16 protein-coding genes, 1 tRNA gene and 1 pseudogene are annotated in these 18,735 nt (G+C 39.9%); 6 read left to right on the forward strand and 12 right to left on the reverse strand.

Annotated elements, in window-relative coordinates; all coding sequences use genetic code 11:
- Positions 1–164 precede the first annotated feature (164 nt).
- Positions 165–743 (forward strand): ADP-ribosylglycohydrolase family protein, encoded by a 579-nt coding sequence (locus HEQ36_RS17390; protein WP_053538698.1) that lies wholly within the window; start codon positions 165–167, stop codon positions 741–743.
- 55 nt (positions 744–798) lie between these two features.
- Here the strand turns inward: HEQ36_RS17390 and HEQ36_RS17395 are convergent, their stop codons facing one another.
- Positions 799–1,842: a transposase gene (locus HEQ36_RS17395; RefSeq protein ID WP_290600111.1), complete on the reverse strand. Its 1,044-nt coding sequence runs from the start codon at positions 1,840–1,842 to the stop codon at positions 799–801.
- A gap of 18 nt (positions 1,843–1,860) precedes the next feature.
- On the reverse strand, positions 1,861–2,718 hold the full coding sequence (locus tag HEQ36_RS17400) for a hypothetical protein (protein WP_053538696.1): 858 nt from the start codon (positions 2,716–2,718) through the stop codon (positions 1,861–1,863).
- 294 nt (positions 2,719–3,012) lie between these two features.
- Here HEQ36_RS17400 and HEQ36_RS17405 point away from each other — a divergent pair.
- Positions 3,013–3,086, forward strand: a tRNA-Arg gene (locus tag HEQ36_RS17405).
- A gap of 246 nt (positions 3,087–3,332) precedes the next feature.
- Here HEQ36_RS17405 and HEQ36_RS17410 read toward each other — a convergent pair.
- Together HEQ36_RS17410 and miaA are read right to left on the reverse strand one after the other, a co-directional pair.
- Entirely contained in the window at positions 3,333–4,355 is a 1,023-nt protein-coding gene (locus tag HEQ36_RS17410) for a tRNA-dihydrouridine synthase family protein (protein ID WP_168634766.1), read from the reverse strand.
- A 214-nt stretch (positions 4,356–4,569) separates the two neighbouring features.
- Entirely contained in the window at positions 4,570–5,460 is an 891-nt protein-coding gene (gene miaA / locus HEQ36_RS17415; protein ID WP_168634767.1) for a tRNA (adenosine(37)-N6)-dimethylallyltransferase MiaA, read from the reverse strand.
- A 175-nt stretch (positions 5,461–5,635) separates the two neighbouring features.
- Here miaA and gyrB point away from each other — a divergent pair, with 175 nt between their 5' ends.
- Together gyrB and rpoD are read left to right on the forward strand one after the other, a co-directional pair.
- Positions 5,636–8,878, forward strand: a complete 3,243-nt coding sequence (gene gyrB / locus HEQ36_RS17420) for a DNA topoisomerase (ATP-hydrolyzing) subunit B (RefSeq protein WP_168634768.1) — start codon at positions 5,636–5,638, stop codon at positions 8,876–8,878.
- A gap of 1,164 nt (positions 8,879–10,042) precedes the next feature.
- Positions 10,043–11,215 (forward strand): RNA polymerase sigma factor RpoD, encoded by a 1,173-nt coding sequence (gene rpoD / locus HEQ36_RS17425; RefSeq protein ID WP_027401183.1) that lies wholly within the window; start codon positions 10,043–10,045, stop codon positions 11,213–11,215.
- Between the two features lie 53 nt (positions 11,216–11,268).
- On the opposite strand, the gene HEQ36_RS17430 is transcribed toward rpoD, so the two are convergent.
- The 5 genes and pseudogenes from HEQ36_RS17430 to HEQ36_RS26035 form a co-directional block, all read right to left on the reverse strand.
- A complete protein-coding gene (locus HEQ36_RS17430) occupies positions 11,269–11,502 on the reverse strand; it encodes a hypothetical protein (RefSeq protein WP_027401182.1) in 234 nt (77 codons plus the stop codon).
- Positions 11,503–11,632: 130 nt separating this feature from the next.
- Complete coding sequence (locus HEQ36_RS17435) at positions 11,633–12,544, reverse strand: lipopolysaccharide assembly protein LapB (RefSeq protein ID WP_168634769.1); 912 nt, start codon at positions 12,542–12,544, stop codon at positions 11,633–11,635.
- Positions 12,545–12,753: 209 nt separating this feature from the next.
- Entirely contained in the window at positions 12,754–13,221 is a 468-nt protein-coding gene (locus HEQ36_RS17440; RefSeq protein ID WP_168466004.1) for a restriction endonuclease, read from the reverse strand.
- A 2-nt stretch (positions 13,222–13,223) separates the two neighbouring features.
- Positions 13,224–13,400, reverse strand: coding sequence for a hypothetical protein (locus HEQ36_RS17445; protein WP_160289895.1), 177 nt, complete (start codon positions 13,398–13,400; stop codon positions 13,224–13,226).
- A gap of 470 nt (positions 13,401–13,870) precedes the next feature.
- Positions 13,871–13,990, reverse strand: a pseudogene (locus HEQ36_RS26035) (AAA family ATPase); the annotation flags it as partial.
- A 396-nt stretch (positions 13,991–14,386) separates the two neighbouring features.
- On the opposite strand from HEQ36_RS26035, the gene HEQ36_RS17460 reads away from it, so the two are divergent.
- Positions 14,387–14,650 (forward strand): DUF3146 family protein, encoded by a 264-nt coding sequence (locus HEQ36_RS17460; protein WP_027401177.1) that lies wholly within the window; start codon positions 14,387–14,389, stop codon positions 14,648–14,650.
- Position 14,651: 1 nt separating this feature from the next.
- Here the strand turns inward: HEQ36_RS17460 and HEQ36_RS17465 are convergent, their stop codons facing one another.
- The 3 genes from HEQ36_RS17465 to ntcA form a co-directional block, all read right to left on the reverse strand.
- A complete protein-coding gene (locus HEQ36_RS17465; protein WP_027401176.1) occupies positions 14,652–15,074 on the reverse strand; it encodes a pre-16S rRNA-processing nuclease YqgF in 423 nt (140 codons plus the stop codon).
- A 70-nt stretch (positions 15,075–15,144) separates the two neighbouring features.
- Complete coding sequence (locus HEQ36_RS17470) at positions 15,145–16,593, reverse strand: DUF3084 domain-containing protein (RefSeq protein ID WP_053538689.1); 1,449 nt, start codon at positions 16,591–16,593, stop codon at positions 15,145–15,147.
- A 213-nt stretch (positions 16,594–16,806) separates the two neighbouring features.
- The gene (ntcA, locus tag HEQ36_RS17475; protein WP_027401174.1) at positions 16,807–17,478 is read right to left on the reverse strand and encodes a global nitrogen regulator NtcA; all 672 of its coding nucleotides are present in this window, start codon (positions 17,476–17,478) and stop codon (positions 16,807–16,809) included.
- 377 nt (positions 17,479–17,855) lie between these two features.
- On the opposite strand from ntcA, the gene fabI reads away from it, so the two are divergent.
- Entirely contained in the window at positions 17,856–18,632 is a 777-nt protein-coding gene (gene fabI, locus HEQ36_RS17480) for an enoyl-ACP reductase FabI (RefSeq protein ID WP_053538688.1), read from the forward strand.
- The last annotated feature ends 103 nt before the right edge of the window (positions 18,633–18,735 follow it).

Here is an 18,735-nt window from a genome sequence, read left to right on the forward strand (position 1 = left end):
AAGGCGTAAGTTGAAGCAGGTAAAAGGGGGTAAGAGACGGATGCAAACCCCGAAAAATCGGTCGGAATTATGAATAATATTTTAATTTTAACATGGTGAGAGGCCAGCTTGATTCATGATGTAGCTTATCATTTTAGTTGACACTGAGATTAATATTTAAAATTATGCTAGATACCACTAAAATACTATCTGGTTTCATGGGTGTATGTGTGGGTGATGCCTTGGGTGTACCTGTGGAATTTTCTCTTCGTACTGAACGCATCAAGTCACCAGTCACAAAGATGTTAGGTTATGGAACATGGAACCAACCTCCTGGAACTTGGTCTGATGATAGTTCGTTGATGTTATGTTTAGCAGATTCTTTATGTAGTGGCTATGATGTGAATGATATAGGCAAATCCTTCTGTCGCTGGTACAGAGAAAATTACTGGACTGCTCATGGTGAGGTATTTGATATATTTAACGGTAAAATTGCCGCATTACCCATAGAAGAAATTAATTCTGGTGGTTATGTCATTGACACACTAGAAGCGTGTATTTGGTGTTTATTAAATAGCTCATCTTACGCTGAATCGGTTCTCAAGGCTGTTAATTTGGGTGGAGATACAGATACTACTGCTGCGGTGACAGGTGGGTTAGCAGGAATTTATTACGGGGTAGAAAATATTCCCCCGGAATGGTTTCAACAAACCGCACGGAAACAAGACATTATTGATTTATCTCATCGTTTTGCCGCAGTTTGATCAAGCAGAAGTTAGAGTAGTGAACTACTCTAACCAGCAAGTACCTGCATGACCTTTAAACTAAAGACAAAGAGTAGACTTGACCATCAATTAACAGTCTGGTAATCCCCTTAGCTTGTAGATGGCTACTAGCCTTATGGAGCATTTGACTATCGGGGACTTTAATCACGCGATCGCGCTTAGTAGAAAAGCGTTTAGCCACACGATGATTATCAAAAATCGGCAGTGTTTTCTGTTGATTTTCCAGACTCGGAATCAGACCCAAATCACCAAAGTCCTTGAGTGGACGGGTAATTAACTCCGCAGAGCGATCAATTACCAAATAGCAAGTTTTTGGTAAATGGGCAACCGACAATGGTAAAACCTGAACAGATACTTCCCCATTTCCGCGTCTGGTAACTAGGGGTTTTGGGGCTTCATAGTCTTCGTCCTCAAAATCCTCCTCATCCTCATACAAATCATCATCTAAATCGTCATCCAAATCATCAGGTTCATCCAGCAAATCCTCATCCAAGATTTCCGCAAACAAATTGGGCTGTGAATATGGAGATTCTACATCTATCTTAGATCTGGGGACAATTGGTGTTTCTGTCGGCTTGTGTCTGACAATTTCTAATTCTTTGACAACAGGAGTTTCCTTAACAACGGGAAGTTTGGGTTTTTCCACTGCTGAGGAGCGTGTTTTTACCCGTCTAATAACTGGAATAGGGTGAGTAAAATCAGAATCACCTTCTGGTTCTGGTTTTGGTTCTGGTTTTGGTTTTGGTTCTGGTTCTGCTGCTATTGTCGGCTGTTCTAGTTCTAGATCAGATAACCTCTCCACCGTATCAGCAGTGCTAGAAATTTCCACTGTCAATGGTGGTTGATTCAACAGCGGTAACTGCTCATAACTTACCTGCGCTCTGCCTTCAGGGGTTCTAGCAGCACGTTTTAAAGAAACGAGAAATTCATACTCTTCTTCTGGTAAGGTACTTTTGAGCAGTCGGCTAATTGTGGAATTACTCACACCATAGCGTTCTGCCAAAGTCGAGGTTGTTTCGGCAGTTTCTCGATATAGCTTGAGAATTTCTTGTTTGTCAGAATCTGTTAATTTTCTCACGGTAGACACCAAAATTTGTTAAGTTCGTTTGCGTCCACGGTCTCGGCGTTTAAGACTCAATGATGCGTCGTATTCTAGGACAGCACCCAGACCGAATAACACTCCACTAAACACCCAGAATACTTCTAGTATGTCTCCACTTTGATAATCCGGTCTTTGAGCGAATTTAAACCACATATCTGCAATGTAGAGCGAAAATGCGGCTGCGGCAATCATTCGCCAAGACAAGGAGACTTTACCTACCCAAAAAGCCAGTAGCATAGTTGTGGCAATCATTAGTAACGCCACATCGCTAACTATGTAAAACAAATTCAGCAAAAAGGCAATTTGTTCAGTTGATGCTTTTTCCTTTTGAGAAATCAACCAAGCTAGAAAACTGCCTAATGCTCCAACTGCCGCCACAATTAGCCACTGCCGTGCTGCCAGGTTAATTCGGCGAGAAACCAAGGCTAAAGCCATACCATTCCCTAAACATAAATATGTGAGGACAAAAAATATATCAGCAATAGATACATCTGGATCTTGTTTTAGGACGATTTCTGTATAGCCGAAAACGAGTCCACCTATAAAATAGGCAAACATTCCTAACCCGATTGACAGCCAGACTTTTCCACTACTAACCATTTGGGTACCCCGCCAGTTCCTCCAGCATAAGAGACTTGCGACCAAATAAGCCACAGCTTTAAAAATATTTGTGCCAATTACATACCACTGAGCGTGGACTTCTATTCCTCTTTGCACTGGGTCGGGGATTTTGGCACTAAACAACAAAAAGTATAACAATGCTAAGAAAGCCCAGCTAACACCAGCTAAAATAAGATTTTGAGTAGTTGATAGGGACTTAACGGGAGATGAATTATTGTAAGATTTACTCATAGAGACTAACTAAGTAAATGCTCTGAATGTAATATTTTTTGCACATTGAATAAAATATATACTGCAATTGGTTCATAGTTTAACCAAATATGAAACCCCTCTGGTAAACCTCTCCCCGCAACGGGGAGAGGCTTTGAACCTTGTTCTTTGTATGACAAAAAGTCCAGATTCTAGCCGTTTTGAGTATAGCAGATGGCAGATCAATATCACTTGCAGTTTATTACTAAAACTAGGAAATTAAAAATTTCCTCTTGCCTATTTAGACAATTTCAGATATAATGGTGAAGGTTTCATGGGTACGTAGCTCAGTTGGATAGAGCATCCGCCTTCTAAGCGGACGGTCACAGGTTCGAGTCCTGTCGTACCCATTCATTAAATACAGCAGAATTCAGGAGTCAGGAACTAGGTTGCTGTCTGGCTTTGAATAGAGGGCGTTGCTGATAGCCTGCGTGGCGAAGCCATATTGAGGCATGAAAATCAAAAATTCTATTTCTCAATCTCTTACTCTCTGCGACTCTGCGCCTCTGCGTGTTAGCGAAGCGGGGCGAAGCCTGATAAATTCACTAACGCCGAATAGAGAATTGTTGGTTTATTTACGCTGTGTTGTACTAGATTTAAACAAGAATAGTTGAGGGTGTTAGGGCTAAAGTTTTCGTTAAATCTGTCAGGAGAAAGCGATCGCAGAGTTTAAATAATTCTATCTCTGTAGAGGTGTGTCGCATCAGCCGCAGAAAATGACCGTCAGTATCAACATTCAAAGCAATGTAGTTAAGAAACATTTTCAGGTAGCCTATCCGCGCTCGTTCTGGCATAGTGGAAGCTGTAGGGGTTTGCCATAAGCGATCAATGTAATTGCGTACCTCTGCTAACGGCACTAGTGTGATCTGTTCTCCCCGTAAAGCCTGACGAATTTGATTAAACAGCCAAGGATTTCCAATCGCCCAACGTCCCACCATCACCCCCGCTGCACCTGTTTGCGAAAGCACTTCTAAGGCAGTTGTCGCCGATTTGATATTGCCATTAGCCAGCACTGGACAGTTAACCCGTCTCACCGCTTCCGCAATCAAATCATACTTAACTTCCCCGTGATACATATCTTTCACCGTGCGACCATGCAAACTCAATAAATCAATATTGTTATCAGCAATTATATCTAGGATTTTATAAAAGTTATCTGTATTTTCAAAACCTACGCGCATTTTCACCGTTAAAGGTCTATCATTAACCACAGAACGCAGTTCTCCCAAAATCCGCTCGACTTTTTCCGGTTCTCGGAGTAATCCACCTCCAACATTTTTGCGATAGATTCTCGGCGCAGGACAGCCCATATTTAAGTCTACTCCAGCGATATTATAGCCGCAGAGTTCCTTTGCGGTTCTGGCTAAATCGGGGATACTTTCGCCAATCATTTGGGCAAAAACCGGGCGACCTGTATCGTTTTCGGTAATTGCTGCCAGGATTTTCCGATTGAGTCGTGAGGTATCATTGACACGAAAATACTCAGTAAAGAAGTAGTCAGGGCTACCGTAGTGGGCAATGACTTTCATAAACCAGAGATTGGTTACATCCTGCATAGGTGCAAGGGCAGTAAGTGGTAAGTCTTGCTGAAGCGATTGGGGGAGCAATACCTGGGACATAGAGTTGCAAAGCGTTCAACGGTAATTGAGAATTAATTATAACAAAATCCTTACGGAGTCAGGTTTTGACTGTGGTATGCGGCATTTCTAAATCTAAGGACGGGCAGGATGCCCATCCCACAAAATTGGGTAATTTATTTTTTGGTGTTCCCTTGAGAGAACTATGAGCCTTATTCTGTCTGCATCTTAACTCTTTTTGTCATCCCGTCAGCTATCAGACAAATTGATTAATTCGTTGCCAAACACTTTCTAATAAATCAGAATTATCCATATTAACATATTCAAGATTAGGAGATTGTCTAAACCAAGTCCGTTGACGTTTAGCGAATTGTCTGGTATGTAAAACAATTAATTCTTTTGCTTCTTCTAAAGAAAGTTCACCGGCTAAATATTGCTTGATTTCTTGATATCCCAAAGTATTTAATAAAGATAAATCAGTACCATATTTTTGACAAAGATATTCAACTTCACCAACTAAACCATCTGCTATCATTTGCTCAGTTCGCTTGCGAATTCTCACGTCTAAATGTTCTGCATCAGAATCTAAACAAATTTGCAAAATTGGATAATCTGGTGGGTTTTCTCCTTGCTGTTCAGAAATGGGTATACCAGTTGTATAATAAACTTCCAAAGCTCTTAAAGTTCGCACCAAATCGTGAGCATGAATTTTTTGGGCAGCGATCGCATCAACTTGTTGTAATATCTGGTAAAGTTGAACTTGTCCTAAAGATTCTAATTGCGATCGCAATTCTGGTTGTGGTGAAACCCTGGGAATCTTCATTCCTTGCACAATGGAACGAATATATAAACCAGTTCCACCCACTAACAACAGTGTTTCACCCCCCAATCTAGCAATTAAAGCTTGTGCTTGTTCCTGATAATTTGCTAATGTCATTATTTCAGTTGGTTCACAGATATCTATTAAATAATGGGGAACTGATTTTTGTTCAACCATATTTGATTTAGCCGTACCAATATCAAACTCACGATATACTTGACGAGAATCAGCACTAAGAATTACAGAATTTAACCTTTGTGCTAAACTCAAAGCCAAACCAGATTTACCCGTCGCTGTCGCTCCACAAATTACAATTAATTTAGTCATTGGTCATTGGTGATTGGTCATTGTCTCTTGAATTCCCGTTAGGGTTACAACCCCTAATAAACTTCTCACAAAATTGCGCTACAGACGGCAGGAAGGCTTTTGTGTTATAATGTTGGGGTGATTTGACTTTTTTAGCCTTTTGGCGATATTAACCCCAAGCATCAGGAGAATTTTCATGACGAGCAGTTACAGTGCCGATCAGATTCAAGTTCTGGAAGGTCTGGAAGCCGTCCGCAAACGACCAGGGATGTACATTGGTACTACAGGTCCGCGAGGACTCCACCATTTAGTTTACGAGGTAGTGGACAACTCTGTTGATGAAGCTTTGGCGGGTCACTGTACCCATGTTGAAGTGGATATCAATGCTGATGGTTCTGTGACAGTAACAGATGATGGTCGGGGTATTCCCGTAGATATTCACCCAAAAACCGGAAAATCAGCTTTAGAAACTGTGTTAACTGTTCTCCATGCCGGTGGTAAATTTGGCGGTGGTGGCTATAAAGTTTCTGGTGGTTTACACGGGGTGGGGATTTCGGTTGTTAACGCCCTGTCCGAGTTTGTAGAAGTTACGGTTTGGCGAGATCACAAGGTACATACCCAACGATATGAACGGAGTTTCCCTGTTACGGAATTGGTAGCAACGCCTTACAAAGAAGATAGAACTGGTACTTCTATTACCTTCAAGCCAGATACACAAATTTTTACCACCAGCATAGAATTCGATTACATTACTTTATCAGGAAGATTGCGCGAGTTAGCGTACTTAAATGCAGGTGTCAGAATTACTTTTACCGATCATCGTTTAGAAATCATTAAAAGCGATACACCGAGAATAGAAACTTATGAGTACAAGGGTGGTATTAAAGAATATATCGCCTACATGAACCGTGAGAAGCAACCTCTCCATGAAGAAATTATCTATGTCCAAGGGGAACGTAATAACGTCCAGGTAGAAGTTTCTTTGCAGTGGTGTACTGATGCTTATACAGATAATGTCCTCGGCTTTGCTAATAATATTCGGACTATTGATGGTGGTACACACCTAGAAGGTTTAAAAGCCGTTTTAACTCGGACATTAAATGCAACCGCTCGCAAACGGAATAAAATTAAAGAGAATGAATCTAACCTCAGTGGTGAACACGTCCGTGAAGGTCTAACTGCTGTAATTTCTGTTAAAGTCCCTGATCCTGAATTTGAGGGACAAACTAAAACTAAATTGGGAAATACAGAAGTTCGCGGTATCGTTGATTCTTTTGTGGGGGAAGTTCTGACTGAATATCTAGACTTTCATCCGGCGATCGCTGATGCTATTTTAGATAAAGCTATCCAAGCGTTTAAAGCTGCTGAAGCTGCCCGTCATGCGCGGGAATTAGTCCGTCGGAAATCAGTATTAGAATCCTCTCCTCTACCTGGTAAGTTAGCAGATTGTAGTTCTCGTGATCCGGCTGAGTCTGAAATATACATCGTGGAAGGCGATTCAGCGGGAGGCTGTTTTCATGGTGATACATTAGTAGCATTAGTTGATGGGCGATCGCTCAGTTTTAAAGAAATCGTCGCCGAACAAGCAATCGGCAAAGAGCATTTTTGCTACACCATTCGTAATGATGGCACTATTGGGGTAGAACGGATTATTAACCCCCGCATGACTAAAGCCAATGCTGAAGTCATTAAGGTGACATTGGATAATGGCGAAACAATTGTTTGCACACCAGATCATCGCTTCATGTTACGCGATGGCAGTTACAAGCAAGCCGCATTATTAACCCCTGATGATTCCCTCATGCCTCTATATCGGCAAATATCTGATATCAGCAATCCAGGGATTACCATTGATGGTTATGAAATGGTTTGGAATCCCCGTTCTGATTCTTGGTTGTTTACCCATACCTTAGCGGATTGGTATAACCGTTATTTAGGTGTTTATCAGCTAACAGATGGAGAACACTGCCATCATCTTGATTTCAACAAGCGTAATAATAACCCTACGAATTTACAGCGGTTATCGGTTGAGTCACACTTAGCTTTGCATCGCGCTCATATTGAAAAAACATTACATCGTCAAGATGTAATTGAAAAGAGCCGGAAAACTCGTCAAGGTAAAGAATTTCGTGCCAAGATGAGTCAAAGAATGCAGCAGCCGGAAACGCAGCAAATTTTGTCAGCACAAGCTAAGGAACAATGGCAAGATGAAGCCTATCAAAGTTATATGCTGGGCAAATGGAGAGAGTTTTATGACAATAACCAAACTTATCGTCAGGAAAACCATAAACGCCTCAATCAAGCACAGCAAGACTATTGGAGTGATGAAGCTAATCGGTTAGCCCAATCCCAAAGAGTTAGCGCCTATTTTGCTAATAATCCCCAAGCCCGTGAAACTCAATCACTTTTGGCTAAGGAACAATGGGAAAATGAAGCTTTATTGGCATGGCGGCGAGAAAAAACACAGCAGCAATGGACACCTGAATTTCGCGCCCAACGTCATGCTACTTTGCAGCAAACCTACTATCGCAAAACTATTACTGTCCTCAAGCAGATTGAAGTTGAGCAAGGTAAGCTTGATTTAGAAGCTTATAATACGTACCGTCAACAAACAAAAGACAAGTCTTTATTACGGTTTGATAATTTTTGTCAACGCTACTTCGATGGTAATCCAGCGTTAGCCTATGAAGCTGTTGCTAATTACAATCACCGCATTGTCAGTATTGAACGTTTAGCAGAACAGGTAGATGTTTACGATATCGAAGTTCCGCAAACACATAACTTCGCTTTAGCCAGTGGTGTATTTGTTCACAATAGTGCCAAGCAGGGACGCGATCGCCGTACCCAGGCAATTCTGCCCCTGCGTGGTAAAATCCTCAACATTGAAAAAACCGACGATGCCAAAATCTATAAAAATAACGAAATTCAAGCCTTAATTACCGCACTGGGTTTAGGTGTCAAAGGTGAAGAATTCAACGCCTCGCAGTTACGATATCATCACGTAGTATTAATGACTGATGCTGACGTAGATGGGGCGCACATCCGCACGCTGTTGTTAACTTTCTTCTATCGTTATCAACGGGCATTGATTGAACAAGGTTTCATCTATATCGCTTGTCCTCCCTTGTACAAAGTCGAACGGGGTAAAAATTACCAGTATTGTTATAGCGAACGGGAATTGCAACAACATCTAGGTACTCTTCCCAGCAATGCTAACTATACCATTCAACGTTTTAAAGGTCTGGGAGAAATGATGCCAGAACAACTCTGGACAACCACCATGAATCCAGAAACCCGTACCCTCAAACGAGTGGAAATTGAAGACGCAGCCGAAGCTGATCGGATTTTTACCATTCTTATGGGCGATCGCGTTGCACCCCGCCGGGAATTCATTGAAACCTATGGTTCTAAACTGAATATGACAGATTTAGATATCTAAGGTAATGAGTAATGGGTAATGGGTGATTGGTAATTACGGATCTACCTCCCCCGTTCCCTTTCTCGATAAATTTTTCACTAAAAATCATAAATTTTCTCCACAAAGGGGGAAAGCATTTGCTATGCTTATAAAGCGCAACTAGATATTATCTACAAAGCAAAGCTTAGTAAGTATACACAAAACTTTTCATAACCAGATGACAGCCACCTTCTTAAAATCCGAAGTATTCATAACTACAATTGACATACGTTAATTTACCCAAATATATCTTTGGGCAACTTTAGCAGCAATATTATTTATCACCTGATTAAAATATCGTTGTATACCATAAGAACAGTTTGTCAAGTTGCACAGGGTAGAAATCTCAACTCTGCGCTAATGTGTGAATAAGGCTAAATCGAGAGAAATCTTAATTCATCTCTTACCTCGCTAAAAATATGCCATAACTTTAACTCCTTAGTTCAAGTTCTTGGTATAGCATATACAAGAGTTAGTGCCTGGAAACAAACACCAATCACTAGCTAATAGTGAATATGTACAATTAGTTTAACCAGAACTAATTTCTGTAAACAAATATCCGCCTTCGGACTAAGTTCAAGCAGAACATAAATACTATTTGTTCAGTTAGGAACAATTTGTATAAGTTTTATAAAGCAGCAAGTGTGCCTACCTTTTAATTTAATAAGAATGCCACTGACCAACCCAAAAGTTTTCGACAAGATTTAATGGTATTACCACCATTTTTAATGTCTTTTTGATAAAGGTGGCTTAATCTTAGTAAATAAGTTCATAAATAATGCACGAAAAGAGTGTAATTTTTGTGAAATAGGCTACAATTGGAACAGTATTTACAGTTAAATGTCATACACTGTATCCGCAACGGGAAACTTTTTGAAAAAGATGGATCTAGGTTTATAGATTCGGTTAATCAAAAGTGATATGTAGGATGATCGGGTATGACAATTAAAAAAAGCGGCCAATTCGCTTTCAAAGTGATATTTGCCACTTTTACTCAACAATCCTGCATCAAACAGGAAAAAAATCACCGAAAATATCTGAGGTTAACTAGCCAAAACCCGATTTTCGGTTCACAGATTACTCCACACTAAAAGTAATCGCAATGTCTTCAGTAACTGATTCTGCAAGGAGCATGAGGAACGCGGCATGAACCAGGCTAACAACGTACTCGATAATATTTATCAGCCTGACCTAGAAATGATAAATCCGCCTGAGATCGAATTACAAGCACTCTTAATAGAAGAAGAGGACTTATTGCTGACTGATGACGGCGAAATTGATGATTTTTTAGAGCCTCAGTCTGATGAGGACGACGCAAAGTCTGGAAAAGCCGCTAAATCGCGTCGTCGGACACCAATCGCCAAGAAAAAGCACTATACAGAAGATTCAATTCGTCTGTACCTGCAAGAAATTGGACGGATTCGTTTGTTACGCGCAGACGAAGAAATTGAACTAGCGCGGAAAATCGCTGAGTTACTGGAATTAGAACGGGCGCGGGAAAGGCTTTGTGAACGCCTAGAACGCGATCCTAGAGACAGCGAATGGGCAGCAGAAGTATCATTGCCATTACCAACCTTTCGTTACCGTCTGCACGTGGGACGGAGAGCGAAAGACAAGATGGTACAGTCGAACTTGAGACTTGTAGTTTCCATTGCCAAAAAATACATGAATCGGGGCTTGTCCTTCCAAGACTTGATTCAAGAAGGTAGTTTGGGTTTGATTCGTGCGGCTGAAAAGTTTGATCACGAAAAAGGCTATAAGTTTTCTACCTACGCTACATGGTGGATACGTCAAGCAATTACAAGAGCGATCGCTGATCAGTCCCGCACTATCCGTTTACCGGTTCATCTCTACGAAACCATTTCTCGGATTAAGAAAACCACCAAACTCCTCTCCCAAGAAATGGGACGCAAACCCACAGAAGAAGAAATTGCAACTCGTATGGAAATGACCATCGAGAAACTGCGGTTTATTGCCAAATCTGCCCAGTTACCAATTTCTTTAGAAACACCTATCGGTAAAGAAGAAGATTCTCGTTTAGGTGATTTCATTGAATCTGATGGTGAAACTCCAGAAGATCAAGTTTCTAAGAACTTGCTGCGGGAAGACCTAGAAAAAGTCCTTGATAGTCTCAGTCCTCGGGAAAGAGACGTTCTCCGACTTCGCTATGGTTTAGATGATGGGCGCATGAAAACTCTGGAAGAAATCGGTCAGATTTTCAACGTTACCCGCGAACGCATTCGCCAAATCGAAGCTAAAGCACTCCGTAAATTACGCCATCCTAATCGCAATAGCGTATTGAAAGAGTATATTCGTTAATTGTTAGGGGTGGGTTTAAGTCATTAATCTCTTAAACCTGCCCCCAGCATTAATTACATCTTGCCTTTCTGCATCACTTCTTGGAGATGATGACGAATTTCGTGCGCCTGTTCAATTTCCGATTGCCGTAATTTTTGGAAAAGTTCTACACAGGGTTGAGAATTAGCTTCCTTGGCATCTTTGATATAATTTTCATAAGCTTGAACTGCTACGGCTTTAGTATGCAGGACGCTGATAAAATCATACTCTAAATTGCTAATAGGTTCTTGAGTTTTAGTTTTAGTCATGTCTCTACTCCGTTACTTATTTAATTAACTTCTACTTATTTCTCTAGATTTATTCATCTGTCCAAAAGCTGAGAAAATATTGGATTAGTACCTGATGAAAGAGTAGAGACGTTCCCGATAACGTCCCTACCTACTTATTTAAGTTTTTCAATTGTTGTAATAACTCCTGGGAATTTTTCACCCACTGTAAATTACCTTGAATATTATATAAATCTTGAGCATATTGGAAGACTTGTACAGCTTCCTTGTATTGTTTCAACTGCATAAAAACTAATCCTGCACCATAATAAGCGTTAGCATAAGTAGAATTAGCTGCGGCTGATTTTCTGAAAGCTGCTAAAGCTTCATTTAATTGACCTTGATTAAACAAAATTGAGCCAAGATTATAGTGTGCTTCCGCATATTTGGGATTTATTTGAATTGCTTGATTAAAAGCTGCTTTTGCTTGTTCAGTTTTCCCTTGTTGCAAATAACAGATACCTAAATGATATGCTGGTTCGGGAGCATTTTGACTATAGTTTCTAGCTTTTTTAAAAGAAGCGATCGCACTTGCCCAATTTTTCTCCTGTTCCTTCAGCAACCCCATGTTATAATGGGCAAAACCCAGATTTGGATTTAACTTCAAAGCCTGATTTAAATAATCTTGCGCCAATTTTAAATTATTTCCTTCTAATAGCGCCCCACCTAAATTTGCAAAAGCTAAAGCAAATTGAGAATCAGCTTGGGTAGCTTGATAAAAAGCATCTGCCGCAGGTTGTAATTTTCCCGATTGTCGCAGTGCTAAACCCAAGTTATAATGCGCTGCTGCTAATTTAGGATCTAGTTTAATAGCTTGACGAAAAGCGGTAATTGCTGCTTCTATTTTTCCCAATTGAATCGCTTGTAACCCTTGATTTAAAGAATCTGTAGCCGCTTTACTATTTGTGGCTTGTGCCAGTATTAGAGTAGGGGGAGAATTGGAAAATACTGGTTGAATATTAATACTTAATAATAACAAATTGATTATTCCCAAGATGGGATATTTAATGAGTGATAATTGCATGGATTTATTTCGCGCAAAGGCACAAAGGATCAAAGATGCAAAGGAAGATATTGATATCTACATCTAGATAAACATATTAAAATAATAGGCGTTGCTGATTAAGGGTATGAATTTTAGTCTCACGCAAAGGCGCAAAGACGCACTGAGGTTTGAGTTTTAAAGGTTCAATTTGGGAATTTCATACCTCAATTCAGCAACGCCAAATAATACTACTTGTATTTAGCCCATGCACCATTACTCAAATTCCTCAATAAAGGTAAATCTTGAGTAGCCTTTATAAATATCTCCGTTTCTCCAAATACATCCTCAAGGCTTAATAAATGAATCTTTAGCTGTGTATTAATCTGCTTACTTTGAATAGCTTTATTTAAACGAGAACGAAATCCGTCTGTATAACCAACACCAGCTAACATTATGCCAATATTAGCTTCATGAATTATCATATTACCAATCAATTCTGCTGAATAAGAGGCATCTAAGATATTTTGGGATAATTTAGATTGAAAATAAATCATATCATTATTTAGTTCGGCATAACCATCTATTCCTCCATCACTTCCAGATTTTCCTGGTGTTAATCCCAGATAAGCAGCAAAACGTCTACCTAAATCTTGTTTTGCTGTTTCGCTAGAATAAATAATGCCGCTTACTAACGCATCAATTTCTAAGAAATCCATTTTTATTTTTCCTGATTAACAGTTTTAAATTCTCCAACTAATTGTTTATAAAGTAAATTTATACCAACAAACAAACATTCATTTATTCTATCTTTCATATCTAACTGTTCTATTTTGTCTGATGTTTCAGGTGATAGCCTAATTTTCCCTGAAAATCTATCACGGTCTTTTCTAGACATATTTTCTATGGGAGTAATTTGTTTTAACTCGGCTTGATAATTTTTTGATTCTTCATCAATTATTTTTTGGATACTTTCTTTATGCTCAGAGAAAAGAAAATGTACGTAACTAATTACTGATTCTAGGAATAGTTCTTTTCCTAACCTTAGTATTCTAGTTAGCTTCCCTATCTTTTCTAACTCAGAGTTGGTATATCTTAATTCTATATCTAAGTTTTGAGTTTCTTGTTTTTCTTCTTCTACTTCTTTTATGCCATTTTGAATGGCATTATCAACAAAAAAATTTTACTTTGAGTAGTTACTTTATCTTCTCTAGACATAATTCATCTCCCAACATTATCCATCTAATAAATCAACAAAGTAATCGTATAAATGTTCTAAACCTTCATAGTCCCAAATGTATTTTCATATCTTTCCCAATCTTTTAATTTTTCTGGATTGCGATCAATGTAAAACTGCCAAAAATCTGCCTGATCATCACAATCAACTAGAAGTGTACTATCTTGTCTGTTAATAAGAACACCAGAAACATGAACAGCAAGGGTAGTTTTTCCCACACCACCATCATTATGAGTACATAGAATAATCAATGGAAACAGCCTCCCTAAAATCCAGGTATTAAGACATCAAGAGAATAACATATCATCATTACTAAATTACCAAAAGACACACAAGGACTATCAATTTCTACTGCTGGAGTGAATGAATTACAAAAAGTGACAGTAGCACAATTAATTGCCAACTCATCAGGGTGAGTGCATTCTGATTTGATATAAAAAGCACACTCTTCACAAATAGTTTTATGTAATAATTGCATTATTATCTTGCGTTTATTGTAAATTGACAACAAAAGAGCAGTTACGAAACTGGACTTTATTAACTTATCTTGTTTTGATTAGTTTGTAGAATTAAGCTATTTTTGGTACATAGAATAAGTAGCCTACATAAATAATTGGCTTTTATCCCATACGTGACATCAAACAAGCGTGAGTGCTAAACGTCTGCCAGAAACTACTGCTCATGTGAGAGTTACCCGCCAATCTTGGCAACAAGGCTTTCTTGAAGGTGAAGTTAGCGCCGGTAATTTTCAGTGGCATTTCCAGTGGCATTTCCGTCGGGGAGAACTTTCTGTGAAGCCTTCCCAGGGTCGTGCTTTAATCAAAGAACCTCTAGGGCGGTTTTTAGAACAACAGGACTATCAGTTAGAACCTGGAGGGGATTATGCTTTTACAATTCGGGCTGAATTGTAAATTAGTTGTCAGTTAGTCGGTTAAGATATCGTTCAATCAGGAGAATGGCCACAATGTCATCTATTGGCCGGGGGGGTTGACGCAAACCCTTGGGTAATAGTTTAGTGATGCCTTGGGGTGGATACATCTGCCAATAGCGATCGCGTGCTTGTAAAGTGGAATAACGTTCATCAACTAAAATGATATTGGTGGGTTTGCTTAATTCCTGATTAAGTTGCTGTTTCCACTTTTTAGCCGTTGTTTGATCTCCCATCACCATTAAGGATACAGGGAATTTTTGCAGTTGTGTTTCAATATTAGCGATCGCCTCATTTGCCAAAACAACTTGATGATAAAATAGTTGTCTATCCAATCCCATCACCGCAATCCCGCATTTATCACGACCGGGATCAAATCCTAAAATTACAGGTTGTGTATTAGTCATTATTTACGTAGGGGCGCAGGGTCTGCGCCCAATATTGATTGTAGTAATTTTCAATCTTTAATTAAATTCTTCACGTACTAAAAAGAATTTGTCCATTCAAGAGGGCTACTAACTTGACTCTTAGCGGACCTACAGTATAAGTATTTTCTGCGGCTACAGCTTTGATTTCTACTTCCTGTTCCGTTTGCTGTAATTGGGTAACAAAGCGCGGAAAAGTTCCTTCTATTTGGACACTTTCGACAATTCCCGCATTGCGGGCGCGAAACTGGGAAGCGGAAATTAGTAAATCTAAGCGTTGACGCATTTGTTCAGATGTCATATTTTTTAAATCCGCTGTAGTAGTAGCCAGCACTTCCCCTGATGAAAATACGAGTTGATTTCTCGCTGCATCTGCAAAAAATTCTATTTGCTTTTCACCTCTGACATAGTTACCTGCGGAGAAAATTCGGACTACATATTCTCGACCATCTTTAATTTGTGCAACTAGTGCTTTAACCTGATCTTTAGTGACACGGAGTATTTCTTTATTAGCCGGAATAGCACCAGGTTCAGTTAATTGAATATTGGCATTGCGGTTAGCTTCCTGAAGAATTTGGATAATTGCCTGCTGTGCTGCATCAGGCTTGTCTACAGTAATTAATCCTGCCGCTATTACTTGGCCCTTTACTAAGGCTAGTTTACCCAAGCGGAGGTCACGATAGGACTGATAATATTTTTCTAGTCTGGCTACTTCCTGCTCTAAAAATTGTTGTTGTTTCTCTAATTCTTTTAAGCGAGATTCTCTAGTCATAATAACTTCTTCCCGCTGTTTAATTTCGAGGTTACGATTTTGAATAAGTTTATCTAATTTAACAATTTTGCGATCGCGTTTTTCAATTACCGTCTTCGCTTCATCAATTGCCTGTTTTGCTTCAGCGTATAATCTTTTCCGTTCCGCCTTTAACTCTTCTACTGCCGTTTGTAATGTTTGTCGCTGATTATAAAGAGTTTGTAATTCACTTCTTGCCTGTTGATACTGAATCACAATTCCACCAAGATGGCTTTGAGTTGCATTAAGTCGGGCTTGGGTTTTGGCTTGCTGATTAAGAGTGCGATTGAGTTGAGCTTGTGTGGTCTTTTGTTTAGTATTTGCTGCCTGTAATGACTTATTAATTTTCTGTAATTCTTCCTGTGCTTGACTTTGTTCTTGTTTGGCTTTATTTAACTCACTCTCAACCTGACTTTTTTGCGCTTCTGCGATTTTTAGTTGTTCCCGCTTGTTCCCCAAATCTCTTTGAATATCCTCTAATTCAAATACGCCCTTTCGCAATCCGCCATCAGCCGCAAAGAGAATTGCTAAAGTTGATGCAGAAATTAGACCGCCTGTAAAAATAGTCACAATTACAGCAGTTTTTTTCGGACGTAAATTGAAAAGTGAGAGACGAGCTTTGCCAACTCGTGTGCCGATGCGATCGCCAACGGTAGCAATTACGCCTCCCAAAATAAGAATTGCTGCAATAAGGATGTACCCGGTGGCCATTTTTAACTACCGCAATGCTGACAGATACAGCCTACTACGTTCAACCATTGTCTGTGAGTAAATGGAGTTAGGCAAAAGTAGGAATTATACAATTTTAGGACTTTCCTCCAAATTAACGGTTTAATCTCTATGGTAGTGACGCTACTTAGGGAGACCCTAAGACCGCATTACCTCAAAAATAGAAGCCGTGCCAACTCCATTTACCCATAACTTTTAAGTAAATTGCTTACTTAAAGCAACAGGTTTATGCACAGTAATCTTCTTTTTATGAATGGAAATCATTTTCTTCTCGCGTAGATCTCCCAGCAGTCTAGTGACTGTAACGCGAGTAGAGCCAATTGCCTCAGCGATCGCCTGATGGGATAACTTCAGATCAATGGTAATACCATCAGCGCAAGGAACGCCAAAATCTCGACAAAGAATCAACAAGAAACTAATTAACCTTGAACCCATATCACGGTGAGCAAGAGTTTCAATCATCATCTCCGTCTGCAAAATCCGCGAAGAAAGACCTCGCAGCATTAACATTGATAACTCTGGGTTTTCCTTCAGTGCCTGTTCAACTTGTTCAATTGGGGCTGAAAGCAATTCTACAGTAGTAAATGCCACTGCATGATAAAATCGATCAGACTTATTGCCTGTCAGCAACGACAGCACACCAAAGACGCTATTTTCTCGCAGCAGAGCCACCGTTATTTCTTCTCCTGCCTCGTACACCCTTGAGAGTTTCACAGCACCCTTGAGAAGAAAATAAACTCGTTCAGCAGGATCTCCCGGAAAAAAGATCGTCTTGTTCCGTTCAAATGTTTCCACTACCGGAGGAAAAGCCCCGGTCGCCATTTGACGAAAAACATTTGCTAGGGCTTTATCTTGTGTCACTATCATTTCTCCCTTCCCCTACCCAATGCCAGAAAAACAAAAACTAATTACCTAAGAATACACCCGAAAAATCAATAAATCACCATTAACCTTGCTGTTTTTTCCTATACCTAAACGCGGAATTCCTAGCCTTCCGTTTATAATGATACATAATTGTTGTTCCGTTTAGCTAGTAATTATTGATAAGTAGTTTCACCAATTATACTCCAAAAGTTTTGCCTCTAAAAATTGTCAATTTCTTGAGAATTTTTGTAAACATGGGCATGATTTTTTGGGGCTTACTGCTTGCTTATGGAGCATTTTGGAAAATCCCTAGCCCGATGCAGTCAAACTAGGCTCAGATTCTAGTATGCTCCTAATGATGAATTAAATTAGCAATTTCTATGCTCAATCTATCTGGAAAAAATGCCCTAGTTACAGGTATTGCCAATAACCGTTCTATCGCTTGGGGAATTGCCCAACAACTACACAAAGCCGGGGCTAATTTGGGCATTACCTACTTGCCAGATGACAAGGGTAAAATGGAAAAAAAAGTTTCTGAATTGGTAGAAACGCTCAGTCCTAGCCTATTTCTGCCCTGCAATGTTGAAAATGACGAGCAAATTCAATCTACTTTTGAAACCATCCGGCAAGAATGGGGGAAAATAGATATTCTAGTGCATTGTTTAGCCTTTGCAAAAAAAGAAGATTTGACCGGAGGTTTTAGTCAAACTTCTCGTTCTGGTTTCAATACGGCTCTGGAAGTTAGCACCTATTCACTGGTACAGTTAAGCGGTGCAGCTAAACCTTTAATGACTGAAGGCGGAAGTATTATTACTCTTACATATTTGGGAGCAGTTCGAGCAATTCCTAACTATAATGTCATGGGTGTGGCTAAAGCTGGTTTAGAAGCCAGTGTTCGCTACTTGGCAGCGGAACTCGGACCCGATAATATTCGCGTCAATGGTATTTCTGCTGGACCTATTCGCACCTTAGCGTCTTCAGCCGTTGGTGGCATTTTGGATATGATTCATCACGTCGAAAAAGTAGCACCACTCCGTCGCACCGTCACTCAACTAGAGGTAGGCAATACAGCAGCTTTCTTATGCAGTGATTTAGCAAGCGGTATTACTGGACAAATCCTGTATGTAGATGCGGGATATGAAATTATGGGGATGTAGGGGATGTAGGGGATGTGGGGGATGTAGGGGATGTGGGGGATGTGGGGGATGTGGGGGATGTGGGGGATGTGGGGGATGTGGGGGATGTGGGGGATGTGGGGGA

The sequence above is a fragment of the Anabaena sp. 54 genome, from assembly GCF_017355725.1.
In the GTDB taxonomy this organism is placed as follows: domain Bacteria; phylum Cyanobacteriota; class Cyanobacteriia; order Cyanobacteriales; family Nostocaceae; genus Dolichospermum; species Dolichospermum heterosporum.

What these genes read in the sequence shown, in the direction of transcription:
- HEQ36_RS17390 (WP_053538698.1), top strand. Translation starts at nt 165, where the DNA reads ATGCTAGATACCACTAAAATACTATCTGGTTTCATGGGTGTATGTGTG.
- HEQ36_RS17400 (WP_053538696.1), bottom strand. Translation starts at nt 2,718, where the DNA reads ATGAGTAAATCTTACAATAATTCATCTCCCGTTAAGTCCCTATCAACT.
- HEQ36_RS17410 (WP_168634766.1), bottom strand. Translation starts at nt 4,355, where the DNA reads ATGTCCCAGGTATTGCTCCCCCAATCGCTTCAGCAAGACTTACCACTT.
- miaA (WP_168634767.1), bottom strand. Translation starts at nt 5,460, where the DNA reads ATGACTAAATTAATTGTAATTTGTGGAGCGACAGCGACGGGTAAATCT.
- gyrB (WP_168634768.1), top strand. Translation starts at nt 5,636, where the DNA reads ATGACGAGCAGTTACAGTGCCGATCAGATTCAAGTTCTGGAAGGTCTG.
- rpoD (WP_027401183.1), top strand. Translation starts at nt 10,043, where the DNA reads ATGAACCAGGCTAACAACGTACTCGATAATATTTATCAGCCTGACCTA.
- HEQ36_RS17430 (WP_027401182.1), bottom strand. Translation starts at nt 11,502, where the DNA reads ATGACTAAAACTAAAACTCAAGAACCTATTAGCAATTTAGAGTATGAT.
- HEQ36_RS17435 (WP_168634769.1), bottom strand. Translation starts at nt 12,544, where the DNA reads ATGCAATTATCACTCATTAAATATCCCATCTTGGGAATAATCAATTTG.
- HEQ36_RS17440 (WP_168466004.1), bottom strand. Translation starts at nt 13,221, where the DNA reads ATGGATTTCTTAGAAATTGATGCGTTAGTAAGCGGCATTATTTATTCT.
- HEQ36_RS17445 (WP_160289895.1), bottom strand. Translation starts at nt 13,400, where the DNA reads ATGTCTAGAAAAGACCGTGATAGATTTTCAGGGAAAATTAGGCTATCA.
- HEQ36_RS17465 (WP_027401176.1), bottom strand. Translation starts at nt 15,074, where the DNA reads ATGACTAATACACAACCTGTAATTTTAGGATTTGATCCCGGTCGTGAT.
- HEQ36_RS17470 (WP_053538689.1), bottom strand. Translation starts at nt 16,593, where the DNA reads ATGGCCACCGGGTACATCCTTATTGCAGCAATTCTTATTTTGGGAGGC.
- ntcA (WP_027401174.1), bottom strand. Translation starts at nt 17,478, where the DNA reads ATGATAGTGACACAAGATAAAGCCCTAGCAAATGTTTTTCGTCAAATG.
- fabI (WP_053538688.1), top strand. Translation starts at nt 17,856, where the DNA reads ATGCTCAATCTATCTGGAAAAAATGCCCTAGTTACAGGTATTGCCAAT.